This window comes from Micromonospora rifamycinica (genome assembly GCF_900090265.1).
GTDB lineage: Bacteria > Actinomycetota > Actinomycetes > Mycobacteriales > Micromonosporaceae > Micromonospora > Micromonospora rifamycinica.
In genome coordinates this window covers 4,305,111-4,331,428 of sequence record NZ_LT607752.1, presented here as the reverse complement: position 1 = coordinate 4,331,428, position 26,318 = coordinate 4,305,111, and the positions used below count along the sequence as shown (strand labels likewise).

Genomic DNA, 26,318 nt, shown 5'->3' with positions numbered 1-26,318 from the left:
CATGCTCAGCCCCGGCGTGCAGCTCGGCAACCGCTACCGCCTCGACGAGCGGATCGCCAGCGGCGGCATGGGCGACGTGTGGCGCGGCACCGACCAGGTGCTGGGCCGTACGGTGGCGGTCAAGAGCCTGCTCCCGGCGCTGCTCGACGAGCCCGGCTTCGCCGAGCGGTTCCGGGGCGAGGCCCGGACGATGGCCACCATCAACCACCCCGGCGTGGTGGACGTCTACGACTTCGGCAGCGACCAGGAGATCGCCTTCCTGGTGATGGAGTATGTCGAGGGCGACGCCCTGTCCGCGACGCTCAGCCGGGTCGGCCGGCTCACCCCGGCCCGGACGATGGCCCTGCTCGCCCAGGCCGCCGACGCGCTGCACGCCGCCCACGAGAAGGGCATCGTGCACCGGGACGTCAAGCCCGGCAACCTGCTCGTCCGGCCGAACGGCACGCTGGTGCTGACCGATTTCGGCATCGCCCGGTCCGAGCTGGTCGGTCAGCTCACCGCCGCCGGATCGGTGCTCGGCACCGCCTCGTACATCTCCCCCGAGCAGGCCACCGGCGCGGTCGCCACCCCCGCCTCCGACGTGTACGCGCTCGGTGTCGTGGCGTACCAGTGCCTGGCCGGTCGCCGGCCCTTCGAGGGTGACAATCCGCTCGAGATCGCGATGAAGCACGTCCGGGACACTCCCCGAGCCCTGCCCGGCGACATCCCGCCGCAGGTCAAGGCGATCGTGGAGCGGGCGATGGCCAAGGAGCCCGGCCACCGCTGGCCGAGCGCCGCCGCCCTGGCCGCCGTCGCCCGGCAGGCCAAGCAGGTGCTCTCCCAGCAGGCCCGCGCGGGCGGTGGACACCCCGGTCCGGTCTCCGGAGGGCCGGTGTCCGGCGGACCGGTCTCCGGAGCGCCGGCCTCGCCGGCCGGTCCGATGGCCCGCGCGCAGGTGCCGTCCGTGCCCCGGCAGCAGCCCGCCGCGCTGGCCCACCAGCAGCACCGTCCCCCGGTCGGCGGGCAGGCCCGGCCGCCGGTCGGCGGACCGACCCGACCGCCCGTCAGCGGGCAGGCCCGACCTCCGATGGGTGGACAGGTCCGGCCGCCGGTCGGTGGGCAGCCCAGGCCGCCGGTCCAGGCCCGGCACCCGCAGCCGCCGGTGGTCCAGCGTCCGCCGATTCCGACCACCCCGAGCTACCAGCAGCCCCGGGGCGCCGCGTCCGTCCCTCCGGCGCCGGTACGGTCCGACCGGCCGATGGGGTACGCCCGGCATCCGCTGCCGCCACCCGCCCCGGAACGTGAATCCCGGACCGGCATGGTGACCCTGGCCGTCCTGCTGGCCATCCTGGTGCTGGTCTGTTCCGGGGTGCTCTCCTACGCGACGCGGAACAACCTGCTGAGTGGTGATCCGGGCGCGCCGCGTACGACGTCCGGCGCGCTGAGTGCCCACGAACGCGACGTTCCGGCCGGAACACCGTACCGTCGGGTGGTACGGCCCGGACCGGGTGCCGGCGAGACGACGACGAGCGAAGGACGACGAACGCGATGACAGCCCAGGCCCGCCTGCTCGGTGGCAGGTACCAGGTCGGCGAGCTGCTCGGTTACGGCGGCATGGCCGAGGTGCACCGCGGTCGGGATCTCCGGCTCGGTCGGGACGTCGCGATCAAGATGCTCCGTACCGACCTGGCCAGGGACGCCACCTTCCAGATGCGGTTCCGCCGGGAGGCGCAGAACGCGGCCTCGCTGAACCACCCGGCGATCGTCGCCGTCTACGACACCGGTGAGGAGACCGCGCCGACCGGCGAGACCCTGCCGTTCATCGTGATGGAGTTCGTGAACGGGCGGACCCTCAAGGAGGTCCTCGGCGTCGAGGGGCGGCTCCAGCCGCGCCGGGCGCTGGAGATCTGCGCCGACATGTGCGCGGCCCTGGAGTTCAGCCACCGGCACGGGATCATCCACCGGGACATCAAGCCCGGCAACGTCATGCTGACCCAGACCGGCCAGGTCAAGGTCATGGACTTCGGCATCGCCCGCGCGTTGGCCAGCGGCGCCACCACGATGACCCAGACCAGCGCGGTGATCGGTACCGCCCAGTACCTGTCCCCGGAGCAGGCGCGCGGCGAGGCCGTCGACGCCCGCTCCGACGTGTACGCCGCCGGTTGCGTGCTGTTCGAGCTGGTCTGCGGCCATCCGCCGTTCGTCGGCGACAGCCCGGTCAGCGTGGCGTACCAGCACGTGCGGGAGGCCCCGCCGACGCCCAGCGACATCAACCCGGACGTCACGCCGGCGATCGACGCGATCGTGCTGAAGGCGCTGTCCAAGAACCCGCTCAACCGCTACCAGAGCGCCGGCGAGATGCGGGCCGACCTGCTCCGCGCCGCCGCCGGTCGGCCGGTGATGGCCACCCCGGTGATGAGCCAGGACGAGACCACCCCGATGGCGGCGGCCGCGGCCGGCTACCCGACGCAGGTGATGGGTCAGCAGACCCGGCAGGTCCCGGCGAGGGTCGGCGACCCGCAGCGGCGGAAGAGTTCCGCCTGGGTGATCGCGGCGTTCGCGGCGGTCGGTGTGCTGGCGGTGATAGCGCTGGTGGCGGCCCTGCTGATGAACGGTGACGAGCCCCGGACGAGCCCGGTGCCCAACCTCGCGGGTAAGACCCAGGCGGTCGCGTTCACCGAGATCCAGAACGCCGGGCTGGTGCCGGCGACCGGTGACCCGGTCTTCGACAGCACCTGCAAGAAGGGGACCGTCGCCAGGCAGGACCCGCCGGCGGGCACCCCGCTGCAGGAGAACCGTCAGGTGACGGTGAACATCTGCGGTGGCCCGCAGGAGGTCTCCATCCCGGCCGGGCTGGTCGGCTCGCAGTTCGACAACGTCAAGCCGCAGCTGGACCGGCTCAAGCTCGTCGTCGAACGCAAGGACATCAACAGCGACCAGCCGGCCGGTCAGGTCACCAAGGTGACGCCCGACTCCGGCAGCAAGGTCGCCGAGGGCACCAAGGTGACCGTGGAGGTCTCCCGGGGCAACATCCGGGAGGTCCCCCGGGTCACCGGTCTCACCGAGGACGAGGCGCGCAAGGAGCTGCAGGCGGCCGGCTACGAGGTCAGGGTGCGTGAGGGCGACGAGGTGCCGGCGGACCAGGCCGGCCGGGTGAGCGCACAGAACCCCAAGGCGGGCAGCAACCTGGCCAAGGGGCAGACGGTGACCATCGAGGTCTCCGTTCCCGAGCCCACCGAGGAGCCGCCCCCGCCGACCCCGACCACGCCGGTACCGACGACCACGCCACCCGGTGACGGTGGGGGTGGCGGGTTCCCGCTGCCCACGCCGCCGTTCCGGACCGAGGGCCAGTGACCCGTACCCGGAGGTGACGGGCCGGCCCACCCGGGCCGGGGCCGATCGGCACCCACCCGGGCCGGGCCGTCCCCAGGGTGACCCGCGGGTAGACCCGGCGCCCGGGCCGGTGACGGCGGGGCGGACGGGTCAGCCGGTGGCGAAGGCGGCGAGCCGGCGGGCATCGACCTCGGCGGCCAGCCCGGGGGCGCGTTCCAGGGCCTCCGGATGGCCGCAGGCGGCCACCCAGTTCGCCAGCATCAGGTGGCCGCCCTCGGTGAGCACCGACTCCGGGTGGAACTGCACCCCCTCGATCGGCAGGGTCCGGTGCCGCATCGCCATCACCACGCCCGACTCCGTCCAGCCGGTGACCTCCAGCTCCTCGGGGAGCGTCTCGGGGAGCACCGCCAGCGAGTGGTAGCGGGTGGCGGTGAACGGGTCGGGGAGGCCGGCCAGCACCCCGACCGAGTGGTGCCGTACCTCGGACGTCTTGCCGTGCAGCAACTCCGGTGCCCGGGTGACGGTCGCGCCGAACGCCTCACCGATCGCCTGGTGGCCGAGGCAGACGCCGAAGATCGGCAGCTCACCGCCGTACCGGTGGATGATGTCGAGGCAGTTGCCGGCACGGTCCGGGCTGCCCGGCCCCGGCGAGAGCAGGATGCCCGCCGCGCCGACCCGGCCGACCTCGGCGACGTCGATCTCGTCGTTGCGCCGGACCTCGCAGTCCACCCCGAGCTGGCCCAGGTACTGCACGAGGTTGAAGACGAAGGAGTCGTAGTTGTCGATCACGAGGACACGCATGGGCTCACCGGCTTGGAGAGGGGGCGGGCGGGGTGTTGTTCCGGTCGGTGTCGTACGGCAGCTCGTGCCCGTCACCGGCCGGCGCGTCGGGGTCGGTGGTGGAGTCGCCACCCGGGTTGCCGGAATCCTGGGTGACCTGCACGTCGTCGAAGGGCAGCAGCGGCTCGGCCCAGGGGAAGACCACGTACCAGAGCAGCGCCACCGTCGCGGTGGCGAGCAGCACCGACCCGATCAGCTTGCCGGGCAGCCCGAAGGGCAACTTGCGCCAGATCCAGGAGTACATCGTCGTCAGCCCCGCAGTTCCGCCGGTGGACCCGCGGACTTGGGCTGCGCGTGGTCCAGCTCGGCGTGGACGATCAGGCGCTGGTAGTTGTCGAACTTCGGGTTGCAGGTGGTCAGGGTGAGCAGCTTCCGGGTCGCCTTCGCGTTCGGCTCGCCGGGCACCGGCGCGACCACCTCCACCTGGTCGGGCCGGACGATCCGGGACTGGTACACCTTGTAGACGTACCAGTCCTGCTTGCCCTCCAGGATGATCGCGTCACCCACGTCCAGCTCGTCCAGCCGCCAGAAGGTGGCCCGGTTGCGGTGCCCGGCGACGGAGAAGTTGCCCACCTCGCCAGGGAGGGCGCTCTTCGGGTAGTGGCCGGGGGCGTACCGGATGTCCTGCTGGGTGACGCCCTCGACGACGACCCAGTTCTTGTCGAGGCTGGGGATGTAGAGCCCGGCGATCGGCTTGCCCTCGGCCGGGGCGACCGGCTTGGCACTCGGGCTGACCGTCGGGTCGCCGGTCGGCCCCCAGGCCTGGGCCAGCTGCTCGTTGAGCTTGCTCTGGTGGGCGTCGACCAGGGCGGACTTGCCCCAGATCTCGTACCCGGCGAAGAGGAGCACGACCAGGCCGAAGGTGATCAGCACCTCGCCGCTGACCCGGACGCCGGTGCGCAGCCGGGAGCCGAAGGTGGGCCGGGTCAGCTCCGAGTAGACGCTCTTGTAGCCCTCGCCGGTCTGCTCGGGGCGGAGCTGGACCACCCGTTCGCCGCGCCGGGGCGGTGGTGGGGGCTCGGCGGGGCCAGCGGAGCGGGCGTCCTCGGGGACGGGTGGCACCGCGCCCATCAGGGCGGTGGAGTCCAGTGCCGGGCCGGTCGGCCGGGCCGGCACCACCGGCAGCAGGGCGGTGGCCGCCGGGTCCACGGTCGCGGGGTGTGGGCCGCCAGCCGTGCCGGACGGGCGCGGCGTTCCGTCCGGCGCGGCGGCCCGGAGCTGTCCCGTCTCGACGGGCGGCACCGGACGCGGGGCGGCACCGGGGAGACCGGGACCGTGTCGGGCTCCGGCCGCCGGTGCGGGTCGGCCCGGCCAGGCGGGCGGTGGCTGACGGGTCGGCAGCGCCGGGGCGGGCCACGGACCGGTCGGCCCCGGACGGGCGGGACCGGACGACGCGGGGCCGGTGCGGGCGGGACCGGTCGGTGCGGGATCGCTGCGGGTGGGGCCGGTGCGGGCGGGGTCGACCGATGCGGGACCGGTGCGGGCGGGGGACGACTCCGCGGACCGGTCGACCCGGGGCAGGAAGGCGGTCGGGCCGTCGTTCCGGTCGCCGTCGCGCGGCCCCCCACCCTGGTAGGTCATCGAGGCACCGTCGCCGATCGCAGCGCGGTCGAGTCCTCGAACGCCGGCACGGACACCGTGCCGACGTGCTCGGAGTAGCCGAGCTGGTAGTGGTCGACCGCCTGCTTGAACAACCCGACTCCCTGAGAGCCGGCGAGGGCCTGCTGGAGGGCAGCGGGATCGCCGATTGCTACGATCTTGAATGGTGGCGAGTACACCCGGCCGTGCAGCAGCAGGGTGTTACCGACGCAGCGTACCGCGCTGGTGGACAGCACGCGGACGTTCATGATGGACATGGCCTCCGCGCCGCCGGCCCAGAGCGCGTTGACCACCGCCTGCACGTCACCCTGGTGGACGACCAGGTCGTCGTTGGTGGCGCCCTTGGGCATGGTGCCGTCGCCACGCCGCGGCGCGTCGTTCAGCTCGACGGTCAGCCCGGAGCCGGTGAGAGCGGTGAAGCCGGCCGCCTGCTGGAGCCCCCGGGCGCGGTCGCGCTGCTCCTTGATCGGCACGTCGGTGTCGGCCAGCGCCGCGGTGTCGCTCTCCACGTCGGCGCGGAGCCGGGCGGCCCGCAGCTCGCTGGCGGCCACCTGCTCCCGGCGGTCCTCGATGAGCTGGGTGAGCTGGGGTCGACGGTCCTCCCGCAGGGCGGTACCGCCCGCCGTGGTCGCCGTGGTGGTGAAGAGCAGGCCGGCCGCGGCGGCGATCAGCGGCACGCCGATCGACCAGCCCGGTCGGCGCTGCCTCGGCCGACGTGGCAGGAAGGCGACGACCGCCCGGCGCATGGCCTTCTGCCAGGACGCCGCCCCGGATGTGTACTCCACCGAGCGTTCCTCTCCCGTCGTATGGTGACGCCCGTCACAGGCGGGCGCGGTCGTCGGCGTCGCGTCGACCCGCCCGATCCGGTCACCGCGTGCACCGGATCGACCCCATTCATGGCCTGGAGCGGCCTTCCGGACTACGCTAGCTGTCGAACATTATTGGCCATGGACCGTCGCCCCCGCGCCCGGTTGTCAGGCCGGACGAGGTCGTCACCCCTCTGGAGAGCGTCGTGCCCAAGTCTCAGGTCCGTAAGAAGAAGGTGTACACCCCGCCGACGGACGTTCGTCCGACGACGACAGCGGCGACGCGCAAGCCTAGCCCGGTGTGGCTGCCGGCGATCGCCGTCGCGCTGATCGTCGGTGGTATCGGCTGGCTGGTGGTCTACTACCTCTCCGCCCAGGAGTACCCGGTCGCCTCGTGGGGCTACTGGAACCTCGCGGTCGGGTTCGGCGCGATGGTCGGCTCGCTGGTTCTGCTCTCCCGCTGGCGTTGAGCGCCGCGCTCCGGCGCGCTCCGCGACACGTGCCAGGTCACCCTGGACGCCCCCAGCCCGACGCTGCGACGTCGGGGGACCTATGGTGTCCGCAGGGCGGCGTGGCCTGGTGCGAGAAGACTCACGTTACTGTTGGGTAACTTTCGGGTAGGCTGCGCGGCATGACCGAGCGGAGCGAGGTCATCGACCGGCCCGGTCACAGGTGCGGCAGCGGCGTCCCGCCGGTCCCGCCCTGCGCCGGCCCCTGATCGCCGACCCGCTCGACAGCCAGCAGACCGGGAGGCCGACTCGATGGGCAGCGTCCAGATCGTCACCACGATCCTTGCCGCCGCCATCACCGCCGTGGCGGTGTGGCTCGCGGTGCGCGCGGTGCGGAAGATGGTGGCCGTCATCCGGCTGGGCCAGCCCGCGCCGGAGCGGTTCGCCGACAAGGGCGCCCGGGCCAGGACCATGCTGGTGGAGACGGCCGGCCACACCCGGATGCTCCGGTGGGGCGTGGTGGGTGCCGCGCACTGGTTCGTGATGGTCGGCTTCATCGTGCTGTCGCTGCTTGTGCTGGAGGCGTACTTCGAGGTCGTCTCGCCGACCGGTGGGCTGCCGCTGATCGGCGGTCTCGCCGTGTACGGCCTGGTCACCGAGGTGATCGCGGTGCTCGGCGTGGTCGGCATTCTGGTGCTGATCGCGATCCGGGTCCGTAACCGGCCGAGCCGTCCGGGCGGGCGCTCCCGGTTCACCGGCTCCACCATGTGGCAGGGCTACTTCGTCGAGGCGGTCGTCCTCGCGGTGCTGGTCATGGGTTTCGTGATCCGGGGCTTCAAGGTCGCCACCGACCACTTCGAGTATCCGCTCTGGGCCACCCCGGTCAGCCACGCCGTCGGTGCGCTGCTGCCCGCCTGGCCGGCGGGCGTGAGCATCGCCGCCCTGGTCAAGATCGCCATCTCGATGACCTGGCTGATCGTCATCGCGCTGAACGTGACCATGGGCGTCGCCTGGCACCGCTTCCTCGCGTTCTTCAACATCTTCTTCAAGCGTGAGCCGACCCGGCCGGCCGGCTCCGGGCTCGGCGCGCTGCGGCCGATGACGAGCCAGGGCAAGCCGCTCGACTTCGAGGAGGCCGACCCGGAGAAAGACCAGTTCGGTGTCGCGCAGGTCGAGCAGTTCTCCTGGAAGGGCCTGCTCGACTTCAGCACCTGCACCGAGTGCGGTCGCTGCCAGTCGCAGTGCCCGGCCTGGAACACCGGCAAGCCGTTGTCGCCGAAGCTGCTCGTGCTCAGCCTCCGCGACCACGCGTACGCCAAGGCGCCGTACCTGCTGGCCGGGGGCGGCAAGGACCTCACCGGCGAGGAGAAGGCGACCCAGGCGCAGCTCGCCCACCTCGACGTGCTCACCCTCGCCGAGGCCGAGAAGCCGCTGATCGGCGACGCCGAGGCCGGCGGCGTCATCGACCCGGACGTGCTCTGGTCCTGCACCACCTGCGGAGCCTGCGTCGAGCAGTGCCCGGTGGACATCGAGCACGTCGACCACATCGTCGACATGCGCCGCTACCAGGTGCTGATCGAGTCGAGCTTCCCGTCCGAGGCCGGGGTGATGCTGCGCAACCTGGAGAACAAGGGCAACCCGTGGGGCGCTCCGCAGAACACCCGCGAGGACTGGACCAAGGGGCTGGACTTCGAGGTGCCCCGGGTGGGCGCGGTCGACGACTTCGAGTACCTGTTCTGGGTGGGCTGCGCGGGCGCGTTCGAGGACCGGGCCAAGAAGACCACCCGGGCGGTCGCCACCCTGCTGCACGAGGCGGGCGTCTCCTTCGCCATCCTCGGCGAGGGCGAGACCTGCTCCGGCGACCCGGCCCGCCGGATGGGCAACGAGTTCGTCTTCCAGATGCTCGCCCAGCAGAACGTCGAGACCCTCAACGAGGCGTTCGAGGGCCGGGAGAAGGCCAGCCGGAAGATCGTGGCGACCTGCCCGCACTGCTTCAACACCCTGGGCAACGAGTACGGCCAGCTCGGCGGCGACTTCGAGGTCGTCCACCACACCCAGCTCCTGGCCCACCTGGTCAGCACCGGCCGGCTCACCCCGGTGCAGCCGGTCGACGGCGGGGTCACCTACCACGACCCCTGCTACCTGGGCCGGCACAACCGGGTCTTCGCCCCGCCGCGGGAGGTGCTCGGCAGCGCCGTCGCCGGCGGCAGCGGCGGCACCGGCAGCGGGATCGTCGAGATGCCGCGCAACAGCGAGCGCTCCTTCTGCTGCGGTGCCGGCGGCGCCCGGATGTGGATGGAGGAGAAGATCGGCAAGCGGATCAACGTGGACCGGGTCGAGGAGGCCATGTCCACCGGGGCGCGGACGGTCGCCGTCGGCTGCCCGTTCTGCTCGACGATGCTCAACGACGGGGTGAACGGCAAGGGGGCCGGCGAGCAGGTCGAGGTGGTCGACGTGGCCAGCGTGCTGCTCCGCTCGGTCCGGCCGGACGCCGCGCCCGGCGAGAAGGAGACCGCGCCGACCGCCGGCTGAGGTCGTACCGCCGGACCCGGCGGACGCACGACGGCGGCGGCACCGGACCGGTGCCGCCGCCGTGGTCGTGAGAAGGCCGTGGTCGTGAGAAGGCCGTGGTCGTGAGAAGGCCGTGGTCGTCAAAGGCCGTGGTCGTGAGAAAGCCGTGGTCGTCAGGAGGCCGTTCTCGTCAGGAGGACGTGGCGCCGATGATCGCCGCGGAGGTCGCCACGGTGGTGGCCGTCATGATCGCGGCCTGGGTCTCCTCGATCGCCTTCTTCGTCGCCGCGGACGCCCAGTCCCCGGCGGCGATCTCCGTGGTGCGGGCCTTGAGCCGCTCCTTCGGCAGCTCCCGGAAGAGCTTACGGTCCAGCCCGACCGCGCGGGTCAGACCGACCAACGCGGCCGTCCGGGCCTCCACCGGGCCGTCGGCGAGCAGCGCGTCGACCATCCGCTGCCGGGCCGCCGTCTCCGCCACCGGCTCCGCGCCGGTCGGCGACGGATAGCGGGTACGCGGGAAGACCAGCAGCACCCGGTCGGACTCCCGGCGCAGCACCCCCGTGTCGACCAGGCCCGCCAGCACCCGGTCGGGCAGTCCCTTGGCCAGCCGGCTGATCCAGTCCTTCGGCCGGCGACGCCTGCCGTCGGCGGCCACCTCGGCGAGGGCGGCGTCGAGCACCGGGTGGCCGGTCGGCGTGGGGTCGGTCACCACCAGCCGGTCGTCGACCACCTCGACCCGACCGGCGAGGGCCAGCTCCAGCAGCACCGCCCCGGACAGCCCGTGGTCGAGGTGCGGCCGGCCGAGCCGGTTCACCCCCTCGTCGTCGTAGGCGAGCAGGACCAGTTCGTCGGCGAGGGTGAGCGGTGCCATGTCGTCCACGCTAATCCCGGGACGCCAACCCCGCAGGTGGGCGGAGCCGCCGACGGCTGCGGTGACGGTGAGCCACGCCCCGGTGACCGCGGGGCGCGGTCGTGGAACAATCATGCCCATCGACGGTCTGGTGCTCGGCACGCTGTTGCCCCTGGTCGGCTTCGTGCTGCTGACCGCCGGCAACGCGTTCTTCGTCGCGGCCGAGTTCGCCCTGGTCACCGTGGACCGGGCGGAGATCGACCGGCGGGCCGAGGCCGGTGACGCCACGGCCGCCACGGTCCGCCGGGCGCTGCGCGAACTCTCCTTCCAGCTCTCCGGCGCGCAGCTCGGCATCACCCTCACCGCGCTGCTCACCGGCTATCTCGCCGAGCCCGCCCTGTCCCGGCTGTTCGACCCGCTGCTGGCCCCGCTGGGCGGCGCCGACCGGTTCGGCCCGCTGCTCGCCCTGGCGCTGGCAACCCTGCTGTCGATGCTCTTCGGTGAACTGGTGCCGAAGAACCTGGCGCTGGCCCGACCGATGCCGGCGGCGCTGGCCACCGCCGGGCCGATGCGGGCCTTCTCCCGGGCCTTCGGCTGGCTGATCAGGGGGCTGAACGGCTCGGCGAACCGGCTGGTCCGCCAGCTCGGGGTGGAGCCGCAGGAGGAGCTGGCCAGCGCCCGGTCGCCGGAGGAGCTGGGCCTGCTCGCCGCCATCTCGGCCCGTGCCGGTGCGCTGCCGCCGGACACCGCCATGCTGCTGCGCCGCACCATCCGCTTCGGCGACAAGCGGGCCGCCGAGGCGATGACACCCAGGGTGGACGTGATCGCGCTGCGGGCCACCGCCACCGTCGCCGAGCTGCTGGACCTGTCCCGGCGGACGGGCCGGACCCGGTTCCCGGTCTACGAGGAGACCCTCGACCTGGTGACCGGTGTCGCGGCCGTGCCCGACGCGCTCGGTGTGCCGCTGACCGCGCGGGCCTCCACCACCGTCGCCTCGGTGGCCCGCGAGCCGGTGTACGTCCCGGAGAGCCTGGACCTCGACGGCGTGCTGGCGGCGCTGAAGGCCGCCGGGGCCGACCTGGCCATCGTGGTCGACGAGTACGGCGGCACGGACGGGGTGGTGACCGTCGAGGACCTCGTCGAGGAGCTGGTCGGGGAGATCGCCGACGAGTTCGATCCGGCCACCGTGGACGACGCCCACGCCACCGGGCTGACCGTGCCGGGCGGGGAGCGGACCGTGCTGGTCGACGGGGTGCTGCGGGAGGACGAACTGTACGAGCAGACCGGCTTCCGGCTCCCCGAGGGGCCGTACGAGACGTTGGCGGGCTTCCTGATGGCCCGACTGGGGCACATCCCGCTGCCCGGCGAGACGATCCGGACGGACGGCTACGCGTTCACCGTCGTCGAGGTGGAGCGGCACCGGATCGAACAGGTCCGGGTGGTCCGCCCCGAGGAGTCGCACGTCGATGACTGAGCTGCTGGTCGCGGTGGTGCTGCTGCTCGGCAACGCGTTCTTCGTGGGCAGCGAGTTCGCGTTGATCGCGTCGCGTCGTACGGTGGTGGAGCCGTTGGCCGCGACCTCCCAGCGCGCCCGGTGGGCGCTGTCGGCGATGAACCAGATCCCGTTGATGATCGCCGGGGCGCAGCTCGGCATCACCGTCTGTTCGCTCGGGTTGGGCGCGATCGCCGAGCCGGCCCTGGCCCATCTGCTGGAACCGGTGTTCCACGCGGTGCCGTTGCCGGCGGGCGCGGTGCACCCGGTCTCCTTCCTGATCGCCCTGGCCGTGGTCGTGTTCCTGCACACCGTGGTCGGCGAGATGGTGCCGAAGAACATCACCCTGGCCGGTCCGGAGCCGTCGGCGCTCTGGCTGGGGCCGGCGATGCTGGCGTTCTGCCTGGCCACCAAGCCGCTGCTACTGGCGATGAAGTGGGCGTCCCGGCAGGTGCTGCGACTGTGGGCGGTGGAGGCCACCGACGCGGTGAAGACGGTCTTCACCGCCGAGGAGCTGGCCGGTCTGGTGGCCCAGGCCCGCACCGAGGGGCTGCTCGACGCCGAGGAGCACGCCCGGATCACCGGCGCGTTGGCGTTGCACGACCGGACGGCGGCGGACGCGTTGCAACCGTGGTCCACGGTGACCACCGTGGCCGAGGACGTCTCGCCGGCCTCGTTGGAGGTGCTGGCGACCAGCACCGGCCGCTCCCGCTTTCCGGTGGTGCAGCGTTCCACCCGTCGGGTGCTGGGTTTCGTGCACGTCAAGGACGTCCTCGGGTACGCCGGGGCGTCCCGCCGGGCACCGGTGCCGGCCGAGGTCTACCGGCCGCTGGCGGTGGTGCCGCCGGACCGTACGCTGGCCGATCTGCTGCTGGCGATGCGGCGCGAGCGGCGGCACATGGTGCTGGTGAGCGACGGTCGCCGTCCGCTCGGGGTGGTCACCCTCGACGATGTATTGACTGCGATCGTTGGGAATTGAGCGAGCACCCTTTGTGTGCAAGCGATTGCGCTGATGTGATGGATGGCCCACCCGCCTTGATTCCGTACCGTGACTCCCCCTAATGTTGCACCGGCCGCTGTGGGATGTCTGTCTCCTTCTTCCCCTTAGCGAGACGCCCGGCGGTCGGTTGCAAAGGAGTCGACGCCGGTGGCAACCATGCCCCCCCAACGTCACGTCCAGGGCCAGCCGCCCACTCGGCCGGCAGTCCTCAGCCGGGTCGCCCGCCGCCTGCTCACCGTGGTCGCGGCGGTCGCCGTCGGCGCCGGGATGCTCGCCGTGCCGGCGTCCGCCGCGCCGACGCCCGAGGAGATCGAGGCAGCCCTCGACAAGCAGTGGGAACAGATCGAACCGACCATCGAGAGCCACCACAAGGTCCAGGCACAGCTCAAGGTCAACCGCAAGAAGGCGGCCGACCTGCAGAAGAAGATCGAGCCGCTGGCCCTGCAGAGCGAGTTGGCCCTCGGCCGGGTCGGTGACCTCGCCTCCCGCTACTACAAGTCCGGCCCCTCGCAGGAGCTGAGCGCGCTGCTCACCACCACGAAGCCGGGCACCCTCGCCACGCAGCTGACCATCCTGGACCGGCTCGCCGCCGAGCAGCGCCGGGAGGTCGAGGCCGTGCTCGTGGTCCGTCGCAAGTACGACGCCGAGAAGCAGAAGCTCGACACCCTGATCGCCGCCGAGGTGCAGCAGGAGAAGGACCTCGCGGCCAAGAAGAACAAGATCAACGCCGAGATCAAGCGGCTCCAGGCGGCGATGCCGAAGAGCACCGTCAAGGTGAACGGCTGCCCCACGATCAAGGGCGTGGTCAGCTCCGCCGCCCGTACCGCGATCGCGACGGCCTGCGCGCAGGTCGGTGACCCGTACGTGTGGGGTGCCACCGGGCCGAACTCGTTCGACTGCTCCGGGCTCACCCAGTTCGCCTACAAGGCGGCCGGCATCTCGCTGACCCACTTCACCGGTGCCCAGTGGAACGAGGGCAAGGCCATCTCGCGCTCCGAGGCCCGCCCTGGTGACCTGGTCTTCTTCTTCAGCGACCTGCACCACGTCGGCCTCTACCTGGGCAACGACATGATGGTGCACGCGCCGCGGACCGGTAAGCCGGTCCAGGTGGCCAGCATCAACAACATGCCCGTGGCCGGCTTCCGTCGCCCCTGACCAGCACATATGTCAACCCCCGGCCCGATGGGCCGGGGGTTGCGCGTTTTCCGGTCACGGAGTGTGCCGGCCCGGCGGGTTGCGGATCGATAACGACCGTCTCTACTCTGGTCAATCGTCGGTCGGCACCAGGTCCGCCCCACCCGGGGTGGCGTCGCCCGACACCGCCGAGTCGCCTCCGGGCGAGCCGGGGACCCAGGTACGCCGGGGTGAATCCGCGACCACCGCGGTAGGGCGCTCCCTTCCCGCCCGAACCCGTCAGCTAACCCGGTAGGCGGTCGAGGAAGAAGGAGCCCGGAGCCCGGTGGCACACCATGCCCCGCGGCCACCGTCGCGTCGGTCGACCCAGGTCGCCCGGGAGACGGTGCCGTCGCGCCCACGCTGGTCCCGCTACACCACCACCCTCACCGCCCTGACCGCCGCCCTGGTCGTCCTGACCGGTGGCGCCACGGCCGCCCACGCCGACCCCTCGGTCGCCGAGATCGAGCGGCAGATCGACCAGGACTGGAACAGGCTCGAACCGATCATCGAGCAGCACAACGCCACCCGCGCCGACCTCGCCGCCAAGCGCCGGCAGGCCGACGCGCTCGGCAAGCGGATCGCGCCGTTGCAGCGCCAGGTCGACCAGGCGATGAACCAGGTCAGCGGCCTCGCCGTCCAGGCGTACAAGGGCGAGAACATGTCCACCGTCAACGCCCTGCTGGGCAGCCACAGCCCGAGCCAGGTGGTCACCCAGCTGGGCCTGCTGGACCGGTTCGCCAGCCGCCAGCAGCGCGAGGTGCGGGCCGTCGCCGAGCTGCGCGACGAACTCGCCGCGACCAAGGCGCCGCTGGACGAGATGGTCGCCCAGCTGGCCCGTACCGAGGCCCAGCTGGCGGCGAAGAAGAAGCAGATCAACGCCGAGATCGACCGGTTGCAGAAGCTGCGGCTCAAGGTCTACGGCAACGGCGGCGGCGGCAAGCTGCGCCCGGCCCCGTGCCCGGCCGGCTACCCCGGCGGCCCGTCCGGCACCGCGGTCAAGTTCGCCTGCGCCCAGATCGGCAAGCTGTACGTGTGGGGCGCGGCCGGCCCGAACAACTACGACTGCTCCGGGCTGACCATGGCCGCCTGGGCGAAGGCCGGGGTCTCGCTGCCGCACAATGCCCGGCAGCAGCGCCAGGTCACCGACCGGGTGAGCCGGGCCGACCTGCGCCCCGGCGACCTGGTCTTCTACTACGCCGACCTGCACCACGTCGGGATGTACGTCGGGGACGGCTGGGTCGTGCACGCCTCCCAGGCCGGTAAGCCGATCACGATGAAGCGGGTCGACGACGGGCCGGTCAACAGCTACGGCCGTCCCGGCTGAGCCGCGCGTGCGGGCCTCCCGCCCGGGAGGCCCGCACGCGGTGCGTCAGTTGCCGGGGTGACCGTGCGCGCTCACGGCGGCCCCGGCCCCACGGGGCGGGGTGACCGTGCGCTCACGGCGGCCCCGGCGCCAGGGGGCGGGGTGACCGTGCGCTCACGGTGGTTCCGGCCCCAGGGGGCGGCCCGGGCCGGACCGGAGTGGTCAGCGGGTGGGCCAGGTACGCCAGTTCTGCCAGGAGCGGCTCTGGGTCGGCCCGCGCTGGCCCTGGTAGCGCGACCCGTAGATCTCGGAGCCGTAGGGGTGCTCGGCCGGCGAGGAGAGCCGGAAGATGCAGAGCTGGCCGATCTTCATGCCCGGCCAGAGCGTGATCGGCAGGTTCGCCACGTTCGACAGCTCCAGCGTGACGTGGCCGGAGAAGCCCGGGTCGATGAAGCCGGCGGTCGAGTGGGTGAGCAGGCCCAGCCGACCCAGGCTCGACTTGCCCTCCAGCCGGCCGGCGAGCTGGTCGCCGAGGGAGATCACCTCAAGCGTGGAGGCGAGCACGAACTCGCCCGGGTGCAGCACGAACGGCTCACCCGCCGGCACCTCGACCATGGAGGTCAGGTCGTCCTGCTGCACGGCCGGGTCGATGTGGGTGTAGAGGTGGTTGTTGAAGACCCGGAACAGCTTGTCGAGGCGTACGTCGATGCTGGAGGGCTGCACCAGACTCGGCTCGAACGGCTCCAGCGCCAGCGCGCCCGCCTTGATCTCGGAGACCAGGTCCCGGTCGGAGAGCAGCATCGGGACACCATAGCGAGCACCCCGGCGTCGGCCGGTGGCCGGGCCGCCGACGCCCACCCGGACGGGGTACCGACGAACCTCGGTGCCGGCCGGCACCACGACGGGCGACCCGGCCAAAGAAAGGCCGTTCCACCTGCGTGTCGGACTGATTTTCGAACGCCTGTTCGATAGAGTGTGGACATGACATCCTGGTCCGTTTTCGCCGCCGACGAGCCCCGACTCGCCGACGGGATCCGCCTTCTCCTCCAGCAGTACGGGCCGGGCTTCGGCTACCTGGCCACGGTCCGCGCCGACGGTGGTCCCCGGGTGCACCCGGTCTGCCCGGTGGTCACCGACGGCGGGCTGTTCTGCTTCGTCGTCGACTCGCCCAAGCGGCGTGACCTCGAACGCGACGGCCGCTACGCGCTCCACTCGTTCCCGTCGGAGGACAGCGACGACGAGGCCTACGTCGCCGGTCGGGCCGAGCCGGTGACCGATCCGGCCCGGGTCGAGCTGGTCGCCGCGATCGGCCGGGCCGCGCCCCAGGTCGACTGGCGGCTCTTCGAGTTCAGTGTCGACGTCGCGATGCTCACCCGCCGCGACCACGGTGGCCCGCTGAGCCCCGACGGCGACCGACCCTCGGTGCAGGTCTGGCTCGATCCGGCGGCGGGCCGACCGGGCGTCTCCGGGCTGCCCGACCAGCGGCCGTCCCGACGTGGGCGGCACGGCTTCGACACCCGGCGTACCGCCGCCTGATCCCGCACACGACGGTGCCGGCCCCGTCCGGGAAGGACGGAGCCGGCACCGTCAGGTCTGCCGGTTACCGGTCAGGCGGCTGCCCGGTAGACGGTCCAGGCGTTCACCATCCGGCTGGCCTGCCCGGCGGTGAACTGGTACATGCACGAGTCGTAGGTGTAGTCCATGAAGTTGGTGATCGGGTCCTTGCCGGTCGCGGTGCAGGTGTCCCGGCCGGTGGGGCACTGGTAGGCCGGCTCGCGCTCGGCCGGCGTGTCGGAGACGCCGTCGCCCGAGCCCGAGCAGCCACCCTGGAAGGTGTGGTAGAGGTTCAGCCAGTGGCCGACCTCGTGGGTGCCGGTGTCGCCCAGGTTGTAGTTGGTGGCGGTGCCGTTCGGCAGCGACTCGCCGAGCACGACGACGCCGTCCATCACGTCCAGGGTGCGCTTCGGGAAGGTCGCCCAGCCGAGCAGGTCGTCGCTCAGCTCGCCCAGGTACATGTTGAGGGTGTTCTTGCCGCCGGTACGCAGCGAGGTCTTCATCGCCCGCTCGCCCGAGGACCCCTGCACGATCGGGTACCAGGACGCGTTGGTGACCCGGTTGATCTTCTGGAGCTGGAAGGTGAAGCCGGTGGCCGCACCCCCGGTCGCGCCGCTGTACGCCTGGTTCAGCACGCTGATCTGCGAGTTGATCATCGAGTCGGGGATGTTGCCCCCGGCCCGGGTGCTGTCCCGCTGGATCACGTGCACGACCACCGGGATGGAGATCGGGGCCAACGCGACCGTCTGGCCCTCGGTGGAGCCGGTCCGGAGGCTGGACTTCGACCGCAGCGTGCTGTTGCGCAGGGCCGCGGCGAAATCCGCCTCCCGCTCCTGCACCTGCTTGGCGGTCAGCTCGTTCGGGTCGTGCCGCTTGTGGGCGGCCTTCGCGGCACCGCCACGGACACGCGCGTCGGAGTGGACGTCCGCGTGCGCGTCGGTCGGCTCGGCGCAGGAGGTGCTGTCGGGGGCTGCGGAGTACGCGGAAGCCGCAGGCACGACGCCCACCGCGGCGGTGCTCAGCAGCAGCGCGAAGGTCGTCGATGCGACGCCGGCGGCACGCCGGGTCAGCAGGTTGGGACGCAGTCCCATGGGCCCACCTCTTTCTGGCGGTACGACAGGGGGTATGTCGCACCGAGGTCGTGAACGTGGGGGTGACGTTACAACTGATCGACACGTTTGAGAACGTCACCAAGCGGCTTCTGTGAAACATCTGACCGTTTCATTTGCGCTGCTGGTGGCGGGTCGGTGACAGCCTGTCGTCGGGGGCGCGCGGGGGTGCCAGGGTGCGCGGGTCCGGTGACGTCAGGTACAGTGGTGCCGCTCGCGGGTGTAGTTCAATGGCAGAACATCAGCTTCCCAAGCTGACAGTGCGGGTTCGATTCCCGTCACCCGCTCCACGCACGGAAGCCCTGGTCAGGACAGACGTCCCGCCAGGGCTTCCGTCGTTCCGGGTGGCGTCCGAGCATGAATGGCGGGCCGCTGCGGCGAGGGCGGTGCCGTTGCCGGCGACGTACTCTGGTGATCATGCGGATTGGCATCGTGGTCCTTCCCGACCAGCGCTGGGCGGAGTCGCGTCGGCGCTGGCAGCAGGTCGACGAGTGGGGCTTCGACCACGCCTGGACGTACGACCATCTGGGCTGGCGGGATCTGGTCGACGGCCCGTGGTTCGACTCGATGGCGACGCTGACCGCCGCGGCCACGGTGACCGAGCGGATCCGGCTCGGCACCCTGGTCGCCTCGCCCAACTTCCGGCATCCGGCGGCCTTCGCCCGGCAGGTCACCACCCTCGACGACGTTTCCGGCGGGCGGCTGCTGCTGGGCCTCGGCGCGGGCGGCATCGGCTTCGACTCGGCGGTGCTGGGCGGGGAGACCCTGCCGCCCCGGCCGCGGGTGGACCGGTTCGGCGAGTTCACCGAGCTGCTGGACCTGATCCTGCGGGAGGACGGCACCACCTGGCGGGGTGACTGGTTCGCCGCCGTGGACGCCCGCAGCAATCCCGGCTGCGTGCAGCGGCCCCGGGTGCCGTTCGTGGTGGCCGCCAACGGACCCCGGTCGATGCGGCTGGTCGCCCGGTTCGGTCAGGGCTGGGTCACCACCGGTACCGGTGAGGAGGAGCTGACGGCCTGGTGGGACGGGGTGGCGACGCTCTGCGCCCGGATGGACCGTACCCTCGACGAGGCCGGCCGTGACCCGGCCACCCTGCCCCGTTACCTCTCGCTGGACTCGGCGCCGGTCTTCTCGCTGCGCAGCGCGGACTTCTTCGCCGAGCAGGTGGCGCAGGCGGCGGCGCTCGGCTTCACCGACGTGATCACCCACTGGCCCCGGGCCAGCAGCTGGTACGCCGGGGACGAGGCGGTGCTGGTGGACGTCGCCACCCGGTTGCTGCCGGAGCTGCGGACGCCGTAAGGGTCGGGGCTGCACTGATCCGGCCGGAGCCGGGTGGACCCTGAGGGCCGGGCGGCGACCGCCGTCAGGTGGGCAGGTCGTCGCTGGTGAGCAGGCCGTGGACGCCCAGTTCGGCGGCGACCGGGGCGGGCAGGTCGACGACCACGGCGGTGCCGCCGAGCCAGTGGGCACCCCGGGCGGCGCAGAGGTCCCGGACGGCCCTTACCTGCGCACCGGTGGCCACCCAGTCGTCCACCATGAGCACCCGGTCGCCCGCGCCGAGCCGGTCGTCGCGTACCGCCAGGTCGACCTGCCGGCCCCGGAAGTCGGGCGGGCTCTGTGCCCAGGTCAGCGGGGCGGCGGGGAGTCTTCCGTCGCCGGGCTTGTGGGCCGGGACGAAGCCGACGCCGAGCGCGGTCGCGGCGAGTGGCCCGAGGATCAGGCCGGTCACCGCAGGGGCGACGACGACCGTAGGCCGGGCGGAGCGGAAGGGCTCGACCAGGGCCGGGCCGAGCCCGGCGAGCGCCCCGGCATCCCGCCACCAGCGGGAGGTGTCGCTGACGAGGTGACTGCTGCCCGGCCCCGGATCGACCCAGGCGAACAGCTCGACCAGGCGGGTACGCAGCTCAGCGGTCATGCCCCCATCCTCGGCGCCGACTCCCAAGGGCCGCCAGCCGAGGGGCGGCGGGCGAATGCCATCGGTGGCATTCTGGCCCGTGCGGCCCAGCGGGCATCGGATGATCGGCTGTACGTATCACTGCAATTCGGGTCATAGCCACATGATCACGTTGACTTCGGAAGTGCTTCTCTCGCTACGGTCCCAGCCGTCATGAAGGCAGACGAAAGGACCGAGCCGGTGGTCGGCAGGCACTCGCGTACCCGGATCTTCTCCTCGCCCGCCGGCATCGCCGCCACCGCTGCGGTCGGCGTCGCGCTCGCCGTCGGTGGCACGGTCGGTGCGGTCCGGTTGACCGCCGACGACGCGCCGGCCCCGGCGGTGGTGGACACGGTCACGCCCGGCGCCACCGTCACCACCGCCCCGCCGAGCCCCAGTTCCAGCCCCAGCGTCACCCGCTCCCCGAGCGCCAGCCCGTCGCCGACCGTCACCGCGAGCCCGCGGGCGACCCGCACGCAGGCCGCCTCCCGGGGCAAGCCGCGCACGGCGGCCCCCAAGCCGGCCGCCACGCCGAAGGCGACGGCTCCGAAGAGCAACGTCGTCGACAGTGGCTCCTGCGGCGCGTCCTTCTACGACGAGGGCCAGTTGACCGCCAACGGTGAGAACTTCGACCCGAACGCGCTGACCGCCGCGCACAAGACCCTGCCGTTCAACACCAAGGTCCGGGTCACCAACCCGGCCAACGGCAAGTCCGTCACCGTACGGATCAACGACCGTGGTCCGTTCATCGACGGACGCTGTATCGATCTGTCCCGCGCCGCCTTCGCCTCGATCGCCTCGGTCGACCTGGGCGCGCTGACCGTCAGGTACGAGGTGCTGGGCTGACTGTGCGGCCGACCGGGGCGGCCCGGCCGGGCAGAACACCCTCAATCGTGGGGCTAGGTTCATTCTCCGGTCCGGTTCCATCAGGCATGCTGTCCAGGTACGTAAACATGCCTTCCAGTCGGGCCGCGGCCCGCTGAGTCCCGGATCCCGCGCCGGCGTCGGCGCGGCCGTCGGCCTGCTCGCGGTCGTCTCGGCGATCGAGTCGGCCGACGGCTGGGCGGTCCACTACGTCGCGCTGATGACGGTGGCGCCGATCCTGGCGGCGGGTTTCGCCTCCTGGCGGGCGGTGGCCGGGGTGGGCCTCCTCGCCCTGGTGGTCGGGTCCGGCTTCGCGCTCACCGACCCGGGGATGGAGCTGACCACGGCGGTCGCCCTCGTCGGGATCGCCTTCGCCACCGTGGTGTCGGCCGGGGTGGCGGCGGTCCGGCAGGGGCAGGCCGAACGGATCGGCGAGTTGTCCAGGCTGGCCTCGGTGGCCCAGCAGGCGGTGCTGCGTCCGCTCGGCCCGCAGGTCGGCACTCTGGCGGTGGCCGCCCGCTACATCTCTCCCACGGCCACCGCCGAGATCGGCGGCGACCTGTACGAGGCGATCGACACCCCGTACGGCGTCCGCATGATCATCGGAGACGTGCGGGGCAAGGGGCTGGACGCGGTCCGGCTCGCCAGCATCGTGCTCGGCTCCTACCGGCACGTCGCGTACGAGCGGCCCGACCTGCGGGCGGTGGTGGCCGACCTGGACCGGGCGGTGGCCCGCAACGTGGGTGACGAGGACTTCGTCACCGCGGCCGTGGTGGAGGAGCGCGGCGGGACGTTGACCATCGTCAACTGCGGTCATCCGGCCCCGCTGCTGCTGCGCCGGGGCGCGGTGATCCCGCTGGAGCCGCCCGCCCCCGCCCCGCCGCTGGGGTTCATGCCGGTGGTCCGGCCCCGGGTGGAGCGGTTGGAGCCGGGGGACCGGCTGCTGCTCTTCACCGACGGGCTCGGCGAGGCCCGGCGGGACGGCGAGTTCTTCCCGACCGCGGACCGGGCCTGGCGGCTGCTCGGGCACGGCACCGTCGGCGACGGCCTGGCCTCGCTGGAGACCGCCCTGGTCGAGTGGGTGCACGGTCGGCTCGACGACGACATCGCGCTGGTCCTGATGGAGTACACCGGCCCGCGCAGCGGGGTGACCGTGGCGGTGCCCTCGTGGGAGGTCGGCGCGGCGGAGAGCTGAACCGCAGGTGTGTAATCCCCGTCACGGTGATGATTGGGTTGTCGCTACCTACCCGTGAGTAATACAGTGGGGGTTACTGATCGGTAACACCTGTCCGGAAGCGGGGCCAGCGAACATGACCCACTACAAGAGCAACCTTCGGGACCTTGAGTTCAACCTGTTCGAGGTCTTCGGGGCGGACCGGACGTTCGGCCAGGAGCCGTACACGGACCTGGACGTCGACACCGCCCGCAGCTTCCTCTCCGAGGTCGACCGCCTGGCCCGTGAGGACCTCGCGGCCAGCTACACCGACAGCGACCGCAACCCGCCGGTCTTCGACCCCGCCACGCACACCGCGCCGCTGCCGGAGTCGTTCAAGAAGTCGTACCAGGCGTTCATGGACTCCGAGTTCTGGCGGCTGGACCTTCCCGAGTCCCTCGGTGGCAGCAGCGCCCCGCGCGCCCTCTGGTGGTCGCTGGCCGAGCTGGTGCTCGGGGCCAACGCACCGGTCTGGATGTACGCCTCCGGCCCGTCCTTCGCCCACGTGCTGCACGTCGAGGGCACCGAGGAGCAGCAGAAGTGGGCCAAGCTCTTCATCGACCGGCAGTGGGCCTCCACCATGGTGCTCACCGAGCCGGACGCCGGCTCGGACGTCGGCGCCGGTCGCGCCCGCGCGATCCCGCAGCCGGACGGCTCCTGGCACATCGAGGGCGTGAAGCGCTTCATCACCTCCGGTGAGCACGACCTGAGCGAGAACATCGTCCACTACGTGCTGGCTCGCCCGGTCGGCGTCGAGGGCGTCGGCGGTCCGGGGACCAAGGGGCTCTCCCTCTTCGTCGTGCCGAAGTACCACTTCGACGCCGAGACCGGCGAGCTGGGCGAGCGCAACGGCGTCTACGCCACCAACGTCGAGCACAAGATGGGCATCAAGGTCTCCAACACCTGCGAGCTGACCTTCGGCGAGCACGGCACGCCGGCCCGGGGCTGGCTGCTGGGCGAGAAGCACGACGGCATCCGGCAGATGTTCATGATCATCGAGTACGCCCGGATGATGGTCGGCACCAAGGCGATCGCCACCCTCTCCACCGGCTACCTCAACGCCCTGGAGTACGCGAAGAACCGGGTCCAGGGCGCCGACCTGATCCAGCAGGCCGACAAGACCGCCCCCCGGGTCACCATCACCCACCACCCGGACGTCCGCCGCTCGCTGCTGATGCAGAAGTCGTACGCCGAGGGCCTGCGGGCGCTGGTCTGCTACACCGCCACCTGGCAGGACCGGATCGCGATCGCCGAGGCGGCCGGGGACGAGCAGGCCACCACACTGGCCAAGCGGGTCAACGACCTGCTCCTGCCGCTGGTCAAGGGCGTCGGCTCGGAGCGGGCGTACGAGCTGCTCGGCCACGAGGCGCTGCAGACGTACGGCGGCTCCGGCTTCCTCCAGGACTACCCGTTGGAGCAGTACGTCCGGGACGCCAAGATCGACACCCTGTACGAGGGCACCACCGCGATCCAGAGCCTCGACCTGATCTTCCGGAAGATCGTCCGGGACAACGGCAGGGCGCTGACGACGGTCGCCGGTGAGATCCAGGAGTTCATCAGCACCGAGGCCGGCAACGGCCAGCTCAAGGAGGAGCGGCAGGCGCTCGGCCGGGCGCTGGCCGAGATCCAGCAGATCCTCGGCGTGCTGACCGGCTGGCTCGGCGAGGCCCAGGGCGGCGACGCCCGCAGCCTCTACAAGGTCGGCCTGAGCAGCCGCCGCTTCCTGCTCGCCCTCGGCGACCTGACGGTCGGCTGGCTGCTCCAGAAGCAGGCCGACGTGGCGCTGAAGGCGTTGGCCGGTGAGGTCTCCCCCGCCGACAAGGCGTTCTACACCGGCAAGGTGGCCGCCGCCCGGTTCTTCGCCCGCGAGGTGCTGCCCCGCATCGGCGCCGACCGGCGGATCATCGAGGCCGCCGACCTGGACATCATGGACCTCCCGGAGGAGGCGTTCTGACCCCGGCCGGTCGATAGTTCGCAACAGGGCCGATGTTGCGGTATCCGAACGCCTGGACACCGCAACATCGGCCCCACCAACCGCCCAGATTGCCCGCCCCGATCCCGATAGGCGGGAGGCTGGGCGGGTAAGCCGCGCGGACCACGTCGTCAGGGCACGCCCAACGGCCACCGCACGGGGAGTGCAGCGCACATGGGTATTGGTAGCGGCATCTTTCTCATCGCGCTCGGCGCGATCATGACGTTCGCCATCCGGGCCAACGTCTGGTGGATCGACCTGCGCGCGGTCGGCTGGGTGTTCATCCTAGCCGGGCTGGCCGTGCTGCTCACCACGCTGTGGTTCTGGCAGGACCGGCGCAAGCGGGCGCGCACGCTCATCGTGGAGGAGAACCGGCTCTCCCATCCGACCGCGATGATGCCGCCGCCGCCCGACCCGCCGCCGCCCACCGCACCCCCGTCCTGACCCGGCGCGCCCGACCGGCGCGCCCGACCTGGCGCGAGGCCGGCATGCCTGACCCGGCGCGTCTGGGCTGACCTGTCCGTCGACCGGTCAGCCGCGGGCGGTGTGCCGGTCGACGATCGGGGCGTCGCCGGGGGTCAGCGCCGCCCACGGCGTGGCCACCCGGTGCACCACGAGATCGGTGGTACGCAGCCCCTCCCGGTCGGCCCGTTCCGGGTCGAGGAGCGCCGACAGCAGCGAGATGCCCGGATTGTGGGCGACGAGCAGGACCGTGCGGGCCTCCGGTTCGACCGTCCGCACCAGGTCGAGCAGGTCGTCCGGGTGTGCCTCGTACGCGGCGGCGGCGTAGCGCACCACCGGTGCCGTCCCCGCCGGGGCGTCCTCCGGTGGGCACCCGGCCAGGCCCAGCGCCACGTCGTGCCAGGTCTGCCGGGTGCGGCGGGCCGCCGAACAGATCACTACGTCGGGCGGCAGGACCCGGCGGGCCAGCCAGACCCCGGCGGCGGCGGCGTCCGCGTGCCCACGTGCGGTGAGCCGTCGCTCGACGTCGGGGCCGGCCCCGGATTGTTCGGCCTTGGCGTGTCGCAGCAGCACCAGTGTCCGTGTCTCGGCCCCACCGTCCGTCATGGGAACAGCTTGCCTGATTGGCGCGCGTGTCGCCTGGGTATGTCGATGGGGCCACTCGCTCATCGATGCCCTCGATGGCCGTGGCGGGTGGGTAACGCCAGCGGACAGCCAGGGAGGCATGTCATGGGCATCGGTGCCAGTATCTTCCTCATCGCGGTGGGTGCGATCTTCGCGTTCGCCGTCGACGCCGAAGTGGGATGGCTCAATCTCGACGTGGTCGGCTGGGTGCTGATGCTCGCCGGTCTCGTCGGGCTGTTGACCACCCTCTACTTCTGGAACAGCCGCCGCCGGACCGTGGTCACCACCGGCGTTCGTCAGGACCAGGTCGTCGCCGACCGGGTGGTGCCGGTGCAGGGCGACCGGGTGGTGCGTGAGGAGTACCGCGAGTCGCGGGGGCCGGGTTACCCGGTCTGACCGCGCACAGGAACTCGAGGACCCCGCAACGACGCGGGGTCCTCGAACCTTTCCCGCCGAGGGCACCGCCGGTGGGGTCAGGAGAAGAGGGCGAAGTAGATCGCGATGTGGTGGCATCCGGCGGCGACCAGGGTGCAGGCGTGGAAGAACTCGTGGTGGCCGAAGACGGTGGGCCACGGGTTCGGCCGGCGCAGCGCGTAGCAGACGGCACCGATGCTGTAGACCGCGCCACCGGCGGCCAGCAGCACCAGCACGGTGACCCCGCCCTGGCTCAGGATCTGCGGGAGGATCGCCACCGACACCCAGCCGAGGGCCAGATAGAGCGGGGCGGAGACCCAGCGCGGCGCGTGCGGCCAGATCAGCTTGACGGCGACGCCCGCCAGCGCCCCGCCCCAGACCAGGGCGAGCATCAGGATGGCCGTCGACCGGTCGAGCAGCAGGACACAGAGCGGTGTGTACGTCCCGGCGATGAACACGAAGATCATCGAGTGGTCCATCCGGCGCATGATCTGGTAGCCGCGCTCCGACCACACCCGGCGGTGGTAGAGGGCGCTGGTGCCGAACAGACCGCAGACTGTCACGCTGTAGATCAGGCAGCTGACCAGGGGTGTCCAGCCTGGCCGGGTGGCCGCGACGGCGCTGAGGACGATGCCGCAGACGAGCGCGACGAAGAACGCGTAGGTGTGCAGCCAGCCGCGCATCCGGGGCTTACCGATGTCGACAGGCTTGAGTCGAAGCGGTGCGGAGGTGGTCACGGAATCAGGTTACGACACCGTAGGTTACTTCTGGGTAGTGCGACCCGTCACCACGCCGGTCGGGTCCACCGACCCTGGACCGAGCATCGATCGGGGAG

At 72.0% G+C, this 26,318-nt stretch carries 25 protein-coding genes, 1 tRNA gene and 1 riboswitch; of the genes, 16 read left to right on the top strand and 10 right to left on the bottom strand.

Annotation, left to right across the window (positions count from 1 at the left end; all coding sequences use genetic code 11):
* Window position 1: 1 nt before the first annotated feature.
* Window positions 2–1,531 carry a serine/threonine-protein kinase gene (locus GA0070623_RS17990; protein WP_067300991.1) on the top strand — a complete coding sequence of 510 codons (1,530 nt, stop codon included), beginning with the start codon at window positions 2–4 and terminating at the stop codon, window positions 1,529–1,531.
* Window positions 1,528–3,333, top strand: a complete 1,806-nt coding sequence (pknB, locus tag GA0070623_RS17985) for a Stk1 family PASTA domain-containing Ser/Thr kinase (RefSeq protein ID WP_067300748.1) — start codon at window positions 1,528–1,530, stop codon at window positions 3,331–3,333. Before GA0070623_RS17990 ends, pknB begins: the two co-directional genes overlap by 4 nt.
* 129 nt (window positions 3,334–3,462) lie before the next feature.
* Here the strand turns inward: pknB and GA0070623_RS17980 are convergent, their stop codons facing one another.
* From GA0070623_RS17980 to GA0070623_RS17965, 4 genes are all read right to left on the bottom strand, one after another.
* Window positions 3,463–4,113: an aminodeoxychorismate/anthranilate synthase component II gene (locus tag GA0070623_RS17980; RefSeq protein ID WP_067300745.1), complete on the bottom strand. Its 651-nt coding sequence runs from the start codon at window positions 4,111–4,113 to the stop codon at window positions 3,463–3,465.
* 4 nt (window positions 4,114–4,117) lie between these two features.
* Window positions 4,118–4,396 (bottom strand): hypothetical protein, encoded by a 279-nt coding sequence (locus tag GA0070623_RS17975; protein ID WP_089004104.1) that lies wholly within the window; start codon window positions 4,394–4,396, stop codon window positions 4,118–4,120.
* A 5-nt stretch (window positions 4,397–4,401) separates the two neighbouring features.
* Window positions 4,402–5,301 (bottom strand): class E sortase, encoded by a 900-nt coding sequence (locus GA0070623_RS17970; protein ID WP_331715185.1) that lies wholly within the window; start codon window positions 5,299–5,301, stop codon window positions 4,402–4,404.
* 428 nt (window positions 5,302–5,729) lie between these two features.
* Window positions 5,730–6,536: a DUF881 domain-containing protein gene (locus tag GA0070623_RS17965; RefSeq protein WP_067300735.1), complete on the bottom strand. Its 807-nt coding sequence runs from the start codon at window positions 6,534–6,536 to the stop codon at window positions 5,730–5,732.
* Between the two features lie 227 nt (window positions 6,537–6,763).
* Here GA0070623_RS17965 and GA0070623_RS17960 point away from each other — a divergent pair, with 227 nt between their 5' ends.
* Complete coding sequence (locus GA0070623_RS17960) at window positions 6,764–7,027, top strand: cell division protein CrgA (RefSeq protein WP_067300732.1); 264 nt, start codon at window positions 6,764–6,766, stop codon at window positions 7,025–7,027.
* A 291-nt stretch (window positions 7,028–7,318) separates the two neighbouring features.
* Window positions 7,319–9,538: a (Fe-S)-binding protein gene (locus GA0070623_RS17955; RefSeq protein WP_067300729.1), complete on the top strand. Its 2,220-nt coding sequence runs from the start codon at window positions 7,319–7,321 to the stop codon at window positions 9,536–9,538.
* Window positions 9,539–9,707: 169 nt separating this feature from the next.
* On the opposite strand, the gene GA0070623_RS17950 is transcribed toward GA0070623_RS17955, so the two are convergent.
* The gene (locus GA0070623_RS17950; RefSeq protein ID WP_084260979.1) at window positions 9,708–10,502 is read right to left on the bottom strand and encodes a GOLPH3/VPS74 family protein; all 795 of its coding nucleotides are present in this window, start codon (window positions 10,500–10,502) and stop codon (window positions 9,708–9,710) included.
* Here GA0070623_RS17950 and GA0070623_RS17945 point away from each other — a divergent pair.
* From GA0070623_RS17945 to GA0070623_RS17930, 4 genes are all read left to right on the top strand, one after another.
* On the top strand, window positions 10,501–11,841 hold the full coding sequence (locus tag GA0070623_RS17945; protein WP_172898420.1) for a hemolysin family protein: 1,341 nt from the start codon (window positions 10,501–10,503) through the stop codon (window positions 11,839–11,841). The two genes, GA0070623_RS17950 and GA0070623_RS17945, sit on opposite strands and share 2 nt — an antisense overlap.
* A complete protein-coding gene (locus GA0070623_RS17940; RefSeq protein WP_067300724.1) occupies window positions 11,834–12,838 on the top strand; it encodes a hemolysin family protein in 1,005 nt (334 codons plus the stop codon). The genes GA0070623_RS17945 and GA0070623_RS17940 overlap by 8 nt, the downstream gene beginning before the upstream one ends.
* A 168-nt stretch (window positions 12,839–13,006) precedes the next feature.
* Window positions 13,007–14,014: a C40 family peptidase gene (locus GA0070623_RS17935; protein WP_407937942.1), complete on the top strand. Its 1,008-nt coding sequence runs from the start codon at window positions 13,007–13,009 to the stop codon at window positions 14,012–14,014.
* 155 nt (window positions 14,015–14,169) lie between these two features.
* Window positions 14,170–14,306: riboswitch (cyclic di-AMP (ydaO/yuaA leader) on the top strand.
* Window positions 14,307–14,318: 12 nt separating this feature from the next.
* Complete coding sequence (locus GA0070623_RS17930) at window positions 14,319–15,359, top strand: C40 family peptidase (protein ID WP_067300718.1); 1,041 nt, start codon at window positions 14,319–14,321, stop codon at window positions 15,357–15,359.
* A 201-nt stretch (window positions 15,360–15,560) separates the two neighbouring features.
* Here GA0070623_RS17930 and dcd read toward each other — a convergent pair whose 3' ends face one another.
* Window positions 15,561–16,139, bottom strand: coding sequence for a dCTP deaminase (dcd, locus tag GA0070623_RS17925; protein ID WP_067300985.1), 579 nt, complete (start codon window positions 16,137–16,139; stop codon window positions 15,561–15,563).
* A gap of 180 nt (window positions 16,140–16,319) precedes the next feature.
* On the opposite strand from dcd, the gene GA0070623_RS17920 reads away from it, so the two are divergent.
* Entirely contained in the window at window positions 16,320–16,874 is a 555-nt protein-coding gene (locus GA0070623_RS17920) for a pyridoxamine 5'-phosphate oxidase family protein (RefSeq protein ID WP_067300715.1), read from the top strand.
* 71 nt (window positions 16,875–16,945) lie between these two features.
* Here the strand turns inward: GA0070623_RS17920 and GA0070623_RS17915 are convergent, their stop codons facing one another.
* The gene (locus GA0070623_RS17915; RefSeq protein ID WP_067300712.1) at window positions 16,946–17,983 is read right to left on the bottom strand and encodes a zinc metalloprotease; all 1,038 of its coding nucleotides are present in this window, start codon (window positions 17,981–17,983) and stop codon (window positions 16,946–16,948) included.
* Between the two features lie 234 nt (window positions 17,984–18,217).
* On the opposite strand from GA0070623_RS17915, the gene GA0070623_RS17910 reads away from it, so the two are divergent.
* A tRNA-Gly gene (locus GA0070623_RS17910) sits at window positions 18,218–18,291 on the top strand.
* A gap of 121 nt (window positions 18,292–18,412) precedes the next feature.
* Window positions 18,413–19,300: an LLM class flavin-dependent oxidoreductase gene (locus GA0070623_RS17905; protein ID WP_067300709.1), complete on the top strand. Its 888-nt coding sequence runs from the start codon at window positions 18,413–18,415 to the stop codon at window positions 19,298–19,300.
* A gap of 64 nt (window positions 19,301–19,364) precedes the next feature.
* Here the strand turns inward: GA0070623_RS17905 and GA0070623_RS17900 are convergent, their stop codons facing one another.
* Entirely contained in the window at window positions 19,365–19,916 is a 552-nt protein-coding gene (locus GA0070623_RS17900) for a phosphoribosyltransferase (RefSeq protein ID WP_067300706.1), read from the bottom strand.
* Window positions 19,917–20,135: 219 nt separating this feature from the next.
* On the opposite strand from GA0070623_RS17900, the gene GA0070623_RS17895 reads away from it, so the two are divergent.
* The 4 genes from GA0070623_RS17895 (at window position 20,136) to GA0070623_RS17880 (ending at window position 24,427) form a co-directional block, all read left to right on the top strand.
* On the top strand, window positions 20,136–20,780 hold the full coding sequence (locus tag GA0070623_RS17895) for a septal ring lytic transglycosylase RlpA family protein (protein ID WP_067300703.1): 645 nt from the start codon (window positions 20,136–20,138) through the stop codon (window positions 20,778–20,780).
* A gap of 79 nt (window positions 20,781–20,859) precedes the next feature.
* The gene (locus GA0070623_RS17890; RefSeq protein ID WP_067300700.1) at window positions 20,860–21,993 is read left to right on the top strand and encodes a PP2C family protein-serine/threonine phosphatase; all 1,134 of its coding nucleotides are present in this window, start codon (window positions 20,860–20,862) and stop codon (window positions 21,991–21,993) included.
* 115 nt (window positions 21,994–22,108) lie between these two features.
* Window positions 22,109–23,965, top strand: a complete 1,857-nt coding sequence (locus tag GA0070623_RS17885) for an acyl-CoA dehydrogenase (protein WP_067300697.1) — start codon at window positions 22,109–22,111, stop codon at window positions 23,963–23,965.
* 192 nt (window positions 23,966–24,157) lie between these two features.
* Entirely contained in the window at window positions 24,158–24,427 is a 270-nt protein-coding gene (locus GA0070623_RS17880) for a DUF6458 family protein (protein WP_067300694.1), read from the top strand.
* Between the two features lie 87 nt (window positions 24,428–24,514).
* Here GA0070623_RS17880 and GA0070623_RS17875 read toward each other — a convergent pair whose 3' ends face one another.
* Window positions 24,515–25,051, bottom strand: a complete 537-nt coding sequence (locus GA0070623_RS17875; RefSeq protein WP_067300689.1) for a SixA phosphatase family protein — start codon at window positions 25,049–25,051, stop codon at window positions 24,515–24,517.
* 123 nt (window positions 25,052–25,174) lie between these two features.
* Here GA0070623_RS17875 and GA0070623_RS17870 point away from each other — a divergent pair, with 123 nt between their 5' ends.
* A complete protein-coding gene (locus GA0070623_RS17870) occupies window positions 25,175–25,465 on the top strand; it encodes a DUF6458 family protein (protein WP_067300686.1) in 291 nt (96 codons plus the stop codon).
* 77 nt (window positions 25,466–25,542) lie between these two features.
* Here GA0070623_RS17870 and trhA read toward each other — a convergent pair whose 3' ends face one another.
* The gene (trhA, locus tag GA0070623_RS17865) at window positions 25,543–26,220 is read right to left on the bottom strand and encodes a PAQR family membrane homeostasis protein TrhA (RefSeq protein WP_067300683.1); all 678 of its coding nucleotides are present in this window, start codon (window positions 26,218–26,220) and stop codon (window positions 25,543–25,545) included.
* Window positions 26,221–26,318 lie beyond the last annotated feature (98 nt).